Genomic DNA, 9,288 nt, shown 5'->3' on the forward strand with positions numbered 1-9,288 from the left:
GGTGCCCGTACCTTTTAAAATTCATAATAATGCAGATGGTTATGTAAGATTTTATGAGTGGATTAATTACAGAAAGTATCCAACACCTTAAAGAATGGTATATAAAAAATATGCATATTATTGGCAATAGCTGCAAAATACTGTATAATATTATAAATATTTAATTATTTTAGAATATATATAAAATTAACTAGTGTATATTAATTAGGCTTTATAAGAACACTTAATTTATTAATAATGATAAATAATATGAATAAGCATTTCTTACAAGAGAAATAGAATAAAATAAAGTCTATGTATTAAGAAGCCATTTTAGTATCTTAGAACATTAAGGGGAGATATTTTGGAATACTATGGTAGATCAGTTCAGCAGAAAGAAGAAATTGTATATCAATTTTTAAAAGATCATTTAAAAAACGTAGCGAGATTGTGCGAAGGTTTTGTAGAACCTATTTCAGCTCCACAAATTGGTACAATATTAGGCTATTTACATGATGTGGGGAAATATTCTGATGATTTTCAAAGGCGCATACGAGGAGAAAAAATACGTGTGTCTCATGCAGATGCAGGGGCTAGAATTCTTGAAGAATATTATATGCATACTAAGAATCCTCTATACCGATTATTAACTTATGTTGTTTATGGACATCATAGTGGATTACATGACTATGGAACACCAGCAAAGGGAATGTGTAAACAACTAAAAATACCTAGTACAAATGTAAGTGCATGGAAAGAAGAAATAGGAGTATTACCAGCTATAAGCCCTCAAGATTTAAAGCTTCAGTTAAGAGGAAAGGAGGAATTTGTTGGTTTTACCTTACAGTTTTATACGAGGTTTTTATTATCTTGTCTAGTGGATGCTGATCGAATTGATGCACAAGATTTCCCTAATCTAGAAGCCACTAAAGCAATGGCTGTCAATACATCTATGGAAACGCTCAAAGAACGTTATGAGCAGCATATGACAAGATTAGCAGCAAATGCAAGAGAATCTCATTTGAACCAAATACGAAAAGGTATATTAAAAAATTGTTTAGATAAAGGAAGGCAAAAAAAAGGAATGTATTCCTTAACTGTACCAACGGGAGGAGGAAAAACATTATCCTCTTTAGGTTTTGCTTTAACACATGCCGTTGCTAATAAGCAAAAGAGAATTATTTATGCCATTCCATTTACGAGTATTATTGAACAGAATGCAAGTGTATTTGCAGATGTACTAGGTAAAGAGCATATATTAGAACATCATAGCAATTATGAAAATCCGTACAACAAACAAGAGGAACTTGTTAAATTTCAACTTGCTCAAGAAAATTGGCATGAGCCTATAGTGGTTACTACAAATGTACAGTTTTTTGAAACTCTCTTTTCACATAAGGCTACAAAGGTAAGAAAGCTACATAACATAGCACAAAGTATTATTATTTTAGATGAGATACAATCTTTGCCTAATAAATATATAAAACCCTGTCTAATGGCACTTAATGAATTAGTAGTGAATTATGGATGTACTGTGGTTTTGTGTAGTGCAACACAACCAGAATATCATAAAAATAAACTTTTCTTAGAAGAAGTGAATGTAGAAGAAATGATAGAAAATCCAAGCAAGCTGTTTGAAGAATTGAAACGTACAGAGGAGCATTATCTAGGGGAGCAGACTATAGAAGAAATAGCTTGTAAGATAAGAGCAGATAGACAAGCTTTATGTATTGTTAATACTAAGAAACACGCAAGAGAAATTTTTGAACGCCTAGAAGGAGAAGAAAACTGTTTTCATTTAAGTACTAATATGTACCCAAAACATCGCAAAACAATATTATCTAGTATACGTCAATTGCTAAAAGATGATAAACCATGCAAGGTAATAGCCACTCAGCTTATAGAAGCTGGAGTAGATATTGATTTCCCTATTGTATATAGAAGTATAACGGGGATAGATTCTATTGTACAGGCAGCAGGAAGGTGTAATCGAGAAGGGAAACTAGCTAAAGGATTAGTTTATGTATTTAAACCAGAAGAAGAGTATATCGGAAAGGAATATTTAGCCCTTACTGCAGGTATTGGAGAAATGATTTTAAATAAGGAAGAGGCTTTTCTAGATTTGCCTAGTATAAGCAAATATTTTACGTACCTATTTGATATAACGCATCAAAATCTAGACTATTATCATATTCTCCAACTATGCACTGATGGTATACAAAACCCATACGATATTAGATTTAATTTTGAAGAAATATCTACAAACTTTAAGTTTATAGACAATCAAGGCTATTCGTTGATTATACCTAATGAGGAGTCTGTCAATGAACTGCTAGAACAAGTGAGATTTACACATAGTGTACAAGCTATTGTTAGAAAACTTGCTTCCTATACAATATCTGTTAAAAGATATGAATTAGATGGGTTAAAAGAAGAAGGAGCATTAAGAATAGTAGAAGAAACCTTAATGGTATTAGATGATTTAAAGTTTTACAATGAAGATATAGGGTTAGTTATTAAGAAAGAGCAAGATGATTTTGACTATGTAATTTAAGGAGGCTTAAAAATGTATGGTGTTAAATTAAGGGTATGGGGAAATGGAGCATGTTTTACAAGACCAGAAATGAAAGTAGAAAGAGTAAGCTATGATGTCATAACACCTTCAGCAGCAAGGGGGATTATTGAAGCGATACACTACAAGCCTGCAATTAGATGGATTATTGATGAGATACAGGTTTTAAAACCTATTACGTTTTCTACTATTAGAAGAAATGAAGTAAGCTCTGTATTGTCTACAGCTCATGTTAATGCAGCCATAAAAGGGAAAAAGGCAATTTACATCAATAGCAATAAGGATAGACAACAACGTGCAACACTCCTGTTGAAGGATGTAGAGTATATTATTAAGGCACATTTTGAAATGACATCACAAGCAGGAGAGATGGATACACCGGAGAAACATTATAATATTTTCTTAAGGAGAGCAAGAGCAGGACAATGTTTTAATCAACCCTATTTGGGATGTAGAGAATTTCCAGCGTATTTTGAGTTAGTAGAAGATGAGAAGTATAAGCCAATAGAGGTTACAAAAGATTTAGGATGGATGCTTTATGATATTAACTTTAAAGATAATATGAAACCAGAATTTTTTAGAGCTCAGTTAGAGAATGGTGTTATTCGTATTCCTACTGAGTTACAAAGGAGGGTTAATAGTTGATTTTACAAGCACTAGAAGAATGTTATGACATTATGGTACAAGATAAACATTTTGAAGTAGCACCCTTTGGCTACTCAAAGGTTCTATGTAACTTTGCTATTGTGATTGATGAGGAGGGAAATTTTAAAACGATCTTAGATTTAAGAGAAGGAAAGAAAGGACAATTTCATACAGTTCCACTTCAAGATGGTAGGTCAAGTGGGATTAAACCCTATTTATTGTGCGATAAAAGTAAATATATAGTGGGTAAAGAAGCAGACTCTAAAGGAAAACTTGTTCAATATCAAGCCTATTTAGAAGCAATGTATGAGAAACATCAGCAAGTGTTTTCAGATTTTAAAAATAAAGGAATACAAGCAGTAGAAAAGTTTCTCATGAGAGTATTTGAAGGTGAAGAATTACTTATTCCCCCAAGTCATGATTGTTATAAAGGGTCATTGATGATTTTTAAATTAGAGGGTGAAGAAGGGTATATTCATGAAAATCTAGAGGTGAGGGATTATTGGGAAAAATACTCTAATAGTGCAGAAAATAGTGATAAAGAAAAGGTTATAGGGCAGTGTCTTATTTCTGGAAAAGACAATGTTAAAATAGCCGATAAGCATACTTTAATAAAAGGAGTTATGGGTGCTCAAGCAGCTGGAGCGAGTTTATCGAGTATTAATATGAGTTCAGCTGAGTCCTATGGTGTGCAAAAAGCCTATAATGCGCCTATATCAGAAGAAACAATGTTTAAGTATACCACAGCACTCAATAGCTTAATTGCTAGTAACAAGAATAGGCTTATTATAGGTGATACCACATGTGTGTTTTGGACAGAAAAAGAAATAGCAGGTAATAGTGTAGATGTACTTATGGGGTTATTTAGTGGCGTACAGCTAGAAGAAAAAAAAGAACTTCAAATGGAACACAATGAAGTAGAGCACACTAAGAACATACTAGAACGTGTTTTAATGGGACTTAATATAGGGGCAGAAATATTAGAAAGAGAAGAAGATACAAAAGTATATATATTGGGATTATCCCCCAATATGGCGCGCCTTTCAATACGTTTTTGGTATCAAGATACTTTTGGACATTTTGCAGAAAAAATGAAGCTTCATTATGAAGATATGGATCTTGTTAAATCAGATAAGGCTAAGAATATCGTAGCAATAAGAGATATTTTAAAAAGTATGGCAGTTCAAGGAAAAAATGAGAATATACCTAAGGTGACACAAAATGCATTATTTACAGCTATTACAGAAGGGAGTACCTATCCACAGGGTGTTTATACAAATCTATTAATACGTATAAAAGCTGAAGCAGGAGATGAATGGTGTATAAACGCTACAAGGGTATCTTATATAAAAGCTTTTCTTAAACGTAAGTATAGAATCAATCAATTAATGGAAAAAGAGGGGGAATTAACAGTGGCATTAAATGAAAATAGTATAAGCACCGCATATCATTTAGGAAGGTTGTTTGCAGTTTTAGAAAAATTACAGCAAGACGCAGGAAATACTGGACTCAGAGAACGCTATTTTGCATCAGCAGCTACCAATCCTAAAGTTGTATTTCCAGCTATTTTAAAATTAGCACAAAGCCATATCGCAAAGGTAAGTAAATCAGATGGGAGTTATTACATGGATAAGCTTTGTCAAGATATTTTAGAAAAGATAGAAGAATTTCCAACGAGTCTAAGCTTAGATGACCAAGGCTTGTTTATATTAGGATATTATCATCAAAAACAATATATATATACCAAAAAAGAAAATAGATAAATGGAGGAATGTAAAGATGGCTATTGAAAGAAGATATGAGTTTGTAATGTTATTTGATGTAGAGAATGGTAATCCAAATGGAGATCCAGATGCAGGCAATATGCCACGTATTGATCCAGAAACGGGCTTAGGTATTGTCACAGATGTATGTATTAAAAGGAAAATTCGTAATTATGTAGAGGTAACAAGAGAAGGAGAAGAAGGCTTTAATATTTACGTAAAGGAAGGGGTTCTATTAAATGATCAACACCGTTTAGCATATGAAGCATATGAACTAGAACCAAAAGATAAAGAACTTCCTAAAGATGAAAAACAGGCAAAAGAATTAACAGGTTTTATGTGCAAAAATTTCTTTGATATTAGAGCATTTGGTGCTGTTATGACGACCAAGGTAAATTGTGGGCAAGTTAGGGGGCCTATTCAAATCAACTTTGCAAGAAGTATTGATCCTATTATCCCTCAGGAATTAACCATTACACGTGTAGCAACCACTAATGAAAAAGAAAAAGCTAAAGGTGGGCATGAAATGGGAAGAAAACAAATTGTACCTTATGGATTATATCGTGTGGAAGGCTATATTTCAGCCCATCTAGCTCAGAAGGTGACAGGCTTTGATGAAGAAGATTTAGAGGTATTATGGGAAGCACTTATGAATCTTTTTGAACATGACCATTCAGCGGCAAGAGGCAAGATGGCAACACGTAAGCTCTATATATTTGAGCATGATAGTGCTTTAGGCAATGCACCTTCTCATCTTTTATTTGAAGCCATTAAGGTACAGAAAAAAGAAGAAAAACCAGCACGTCATTTTAATGATTACAGCGTAACTGTAGATTTGGAAAAGGTACCAACAGGTGTACGCCTCATTGAAAAATTATGATAGGTGAAGAAGATTATTTAATGCTTTCAGGCATTCAACACTTTTGTTTTTGCCCTAGACAATGGGGACTCATACATATTGAACAACAGTGGGAAGATAATACCAGAACTTTTGGTGGGACAGTCATGCATGAAAAAGCAGATGACCCTTTCTTTACAGAGAGTAGAGGAACACTTATTGTTTCTAGAAGCATGCCACTTGTATCGCATCAGCTTAAATTAAAAGGAATAGCAGATGTTGTTGAATTTCATAAGCAAGAAGACGAAGTGGATCATGGGATTATATTAAAAGGAAGACAAGGCAAGTGGAGAATTGAGCCAGTGGAATATAAGTATGGACAACCAAAGGAAAATAATAGTGATCTTGTTCAACTTTGTGCACAAGCCATATGCCTTGAAGAAATGTTTAAGATTTCAATACATAAAGGTAGCATTTATTATGGGAAGATAAGGCATAGAGTAGAGGTTATTATAGATACTACTTTAAGAGAAGAAGTAAAAAACTTAGTAGAAACAATGTATCACTATTATACCAAAGAAAAGACACCGTTAGGAAAGTATGAACCACGATGTAAAAATTGCTCACTCTATAATTTATGCGTTCCTAACCTTTCTGACAAGGTAAAAAGTCTAAAAAAATATATAGATACAGCTATTAAATGCTAAAGAAAGAGGAAGAAATACGATGCGAAAAATGCTTAATGTATTATATGTAACGCATCCTGATGCTTATTTGAGTAAGATTGGTGAAACAATAGCTATTAAGATTAAAGATGAAGAAGTAAAGCGTATTCCAACGCATAATCTTGAGGGTATTGTATGTTTTGGATATCAGGGGTCAAGCCCACAGCTGATGGCAATGTGTGCAGAAAAGGGAATAGGACTATCTTTTGTTACAGAGTATGGTAAGTTTTTATGTAGGGTAAATGGAAAAATAAGTGGTAATGTCTTGTTAAGAAAGCAGCAATATAGATTGTCAGATCATAGGATTAAGAGTGGCAATATAGCTAGAGGTTTTGTATTAGGGAAATTACTTAATTGCCGAAGCATACTGATGCGTTTTAAAAGGGAACATTTAGAGTTATGTGATACAAACTATCTAGCAAATTTAGAACAACTACAAGAGATTATTGGAAAAGTTAATAAATCTATAGATGTGGATGTAGATACTATTAGAGGACTAGAAGGAATAGCTGCTAAAATATACTTTGACTGTTTTAATGCTTTAATATTAAAAAATAAAGATAGTTTTTATTTTGAAGGTAGAAATAAACGGCCGCCACTAGATAGAATGAATGCACTTTTATCTTTTATATATACCCTATTAAGCCATGATGTTACCTCAGCTCTCGAAACAGTTGGTTTAGACCCGCAAGTAGGCTTCTTACATAGGGACAGACCAGGAAGAAACAGCTTAGCATTAGATTTGATGGAAGAGTTAAGACCCTATTTAGCGGATCGAGTAGCGTTAACTCTTATTAACACAGGTGTGATTACAGAAAAGGATTTTCTTGAAAAAGAAAATGGAGCAGTACTACTTCATGATGAAAGTAGAAAGGTCGTATTAACTCACTGGCAAAAAAGAAAACAGGATATGATTACGCATCCTTTTTTAGGAGAAAAAATTGAAGTTGGGTTGATTCCTTATGCACAGGCATTAATTATGGCAAGATGCATTAGAGGAGACATGGAAGATTACCCTCCATTTATTGTAAAGTAGGTGAATAAATGTTTGTGCTTATTACATATGATGTTTCTACCCAGAGCGAAGGTGGTAAGAAACGATTACGAAAAGTTGCTAAAATCTGTGAGAATTATGGGCAGCGGGTGCAAAACTCCGTATTTGAATGTATTGTAGATAGTGTCACTCTATGTAAGGTGAAAGAACAGATAAGCAAGGTAATTGACGCTAAAGAAGATAGCATACGCTATTATAATCTAGGTAATAAAGGAAGAACAAAGGTAGAACATATAGGTATAGAGTCTAGTTTTGATGTGGAAGATGTATTGATTATATAGTAGTGCGAAGGTAAAGTGAACATAAATTACTAGAGGTTTCGCAGCATATTGTTAGTCAATATATTGGAAGCAATTAAGATAGAAATGGTTTATCTTAAAAGAGTAAAAAAAGGTAAGTATGCGATTTAGTTACTTCAAATTAAGACTAGCCAAGAAGTTTTTAGCTTTGCGGTCGCACCTCACGTAGGTGCGTGGATTGAAATCCCCTTTTCTTTTTTTATTGTCCCTTGCTATGGTCGCACCTCACGTAGGTGCGTGGATTGAAATTACGTTGGATAAAGTTATACAAGTCAAATATTAGTCGCACCTCACGTAGGTGCGTGGATTGAAATTGAATTAGAGGATCTTTGGAATAAAAGAGATCAAGAGTCGCACCTCACGTAGGTGCGTGGATTGAAATCCTTCAAATGCCCATTCGTTTACCGCTAAAAATGTCGCACCTCACGTAGGTGCGTGGATTGAAATATACAAAAATTGTATATTGTTCGGGGGTTAAAAGTCGCACCTCACGTAGGTGCGTGGATTGAAATTCTCCTAGTATGATCTTGGGCATTGTCGTAAGGCAGTCGCACCTCACGTAGGTGCGTGGATTGAAATAGCAGTTTGGTTTGTTGACGTTGATAAACACCCAGTCGCACCTCACGTAGGTGCGTGGATTGAAATCTTGTAAATCCACTGGATTTGTCATATCCTTCAAGTCGCACCTCACGTAGGTGCGTGGATTGAAATTCGAACTGTACATCTAATAGGTTTGGCAATGTTGTCGCACCTCACGTAGGTGCGTGGATTGAAATTATATACTCACTAGAAACCTCTCCTAAGTAATACAGTCGCACCTCACGTAGGTGCGTGGATTGAAATTCTCTTTGCCTTTGGCATCCTAAGTCCACATGTCGCACCTCACGTAGGTGCGTGGATTGAAATCCAGGTTGATTGTTGATGTAGGACTTTCCACATTGTCGCACCTCACGTAGGTGCGTGGATTGAAATTATACTTAACTACATTACCTTGTACACATTCGTAGTCGCACCTCACGTAGGTGCGTGGATTGAAATTGATGAAGAAGTTATTTCCACAGACCAACGTTTCGTCGCACCTCACGTAGGTGCGTGGATTGAAATAAAATGGAAGTCAGTATGGGGGCGGAACAGATATGTCGCACCTCACGTAGGTGCGTGGATTGAAATATGAGTATAAGGAAAATAGAATTGATTTTGCATAGTCGCACCTCACGTAGGTGCGTGGATTGAAATAAACTAAGAGAAAGTTTTATGGTACTTTTTCAAGTCGCACCTCACGTAGGTGCGTGGATTGAAATCTGCTAATGCACCACCAACATCTCCTAGATTTAGTCGCACCTCACGTAGGTGCGTGGATTGAAATTTTTTTTTGACAAATTAAATTCCATGCAAGTGAGTGTTGCACCTCAC

Annotated in this window: 7 protein-coding genes and 1 CRISPR repeat array; all 7 genes read left to right on the plus strand. The window is 34.8% G+C overall.

Annotation, left to right across the window (positions count from 1 at the left end; genetic code table 11):
• Window positions 1–343 precede the first annotated feature (343 nt).
• The 7 genes from CS063_RS05645 to cas2 are packed head-to-tail and all read left to right on the plus strand — an operon-like array spanning window position 344 to window position 7,857.
• Window positions 344–2,533, plus strand: a complete 2,190-nt coding sequence (locus tag CS063_RS05645; protein ID WP_099448712.1) for a CRISPR-associated helicase/endonuclease Cas3 — start codon at window positions 344–346, stop codon at window positions 2,531–2,533.
• A 12-nt stretch (window positions 2,534–2,545) separates the two neighbouring features.
• The gene (cas5c, locus tag CS063_RS05650) at window positions 2,546–3,196 is read left to right on the plus strand and encodes a type I-C CRISPR-associated protein Cas5c (protein WP_099448713.1); all 651 of its coding nucleotides are present in this window, start codon (window positions 2,546–2,548) and stop codon (window positions 3,194–3,196) included.
• Window positions 3,193–4,959: a type I-C CRISPR-associated protein Cas8c/Csd1 gene (cas8c, locus tag CS063_RS05655; RefSeq protein WP_099448714.1), complete on the plus strand. Its 1,767-nt coding sequence runs from the start codon at window positions 3,193–3,195 to the stop codon at window positions 4,957–4,959. The genes cas5c and cas8c overlap by 4 nt, the downstream gene beginning before the upstream one ends.
• A gap of 16 nt (window positions 4,960–4,975) precedes the next feature.
• Complete coding sequence (cas7c, locus tag CS063_RS05660; RefSeq protein WP_099448715.1) at window positions 4,976–5,839, plus strand: type I-C CRISPR-associated protein Cas7/Csd2; 864 nt, start codon at window positions 4,976–4,978, stop codon at window positions 5,837–5,839.
• A 20-nt stretch (window positions 5,840–5,859) separates the two neighbouring features.
• Entirely contained in the window at window positions 5,860–6,504 is a 645-nt protein-coding gene (cas4, locus tag CS063_RS05665) for a CRISPR-associated protein Cas4 (RefSeq protein ID WP_099448731.1), read from the plus strand.
• Window positions 6,505–6,523: 19 nt separating this feature from the next.
• Complete coding sequence (cas1c, locus tag CS063_RS05670) at window positions 6,524–7,558, plus strand: type I-C CRISPR-associated endonuclease Cas1c (protein ID WP_099448716.1); 1,035 nt, start codon at window positions 6,524–6,526, stop codon at window positions 7,556–7,558.
• A gap of 8 nt (window positions 7,559–7,566) precedes the next feature.
• Complete coding sequence (gene cas2, locus CS063_RS05675; protein ID WP_099448717.1) at window positions 7,567–7,857, plus strand: CRISPR-associated endonuclease Cas2; 291 nt, start codon at window positions 7,567–7,569, stop codon at window positions 7,855–7,857.
• A gap of 170 nt (window positions 7,858–8,027) precedes the next feature.
• Window positions 8,028–9,241: a CRISPR direct-repeat array (repeat unit 33 nt; unit sequence AGTCGCACCTCACGTAGGTGCGTGGATTGAAAT).
• Window positions 9,242–9,288 lie beyond the last annotated feature (47 nt).

It is taken from the genome of Sporanaerobium hydrogeniformans, assembly GCF_002735925.1.
Taxonomy (GTDB): domain Bacteria; phylum Bacillota; class Clostridia; order Lachnospirales; family Cellulosilyticaceae; genus Sporanaerobium; species Sporanaerobium hydrogeniformans.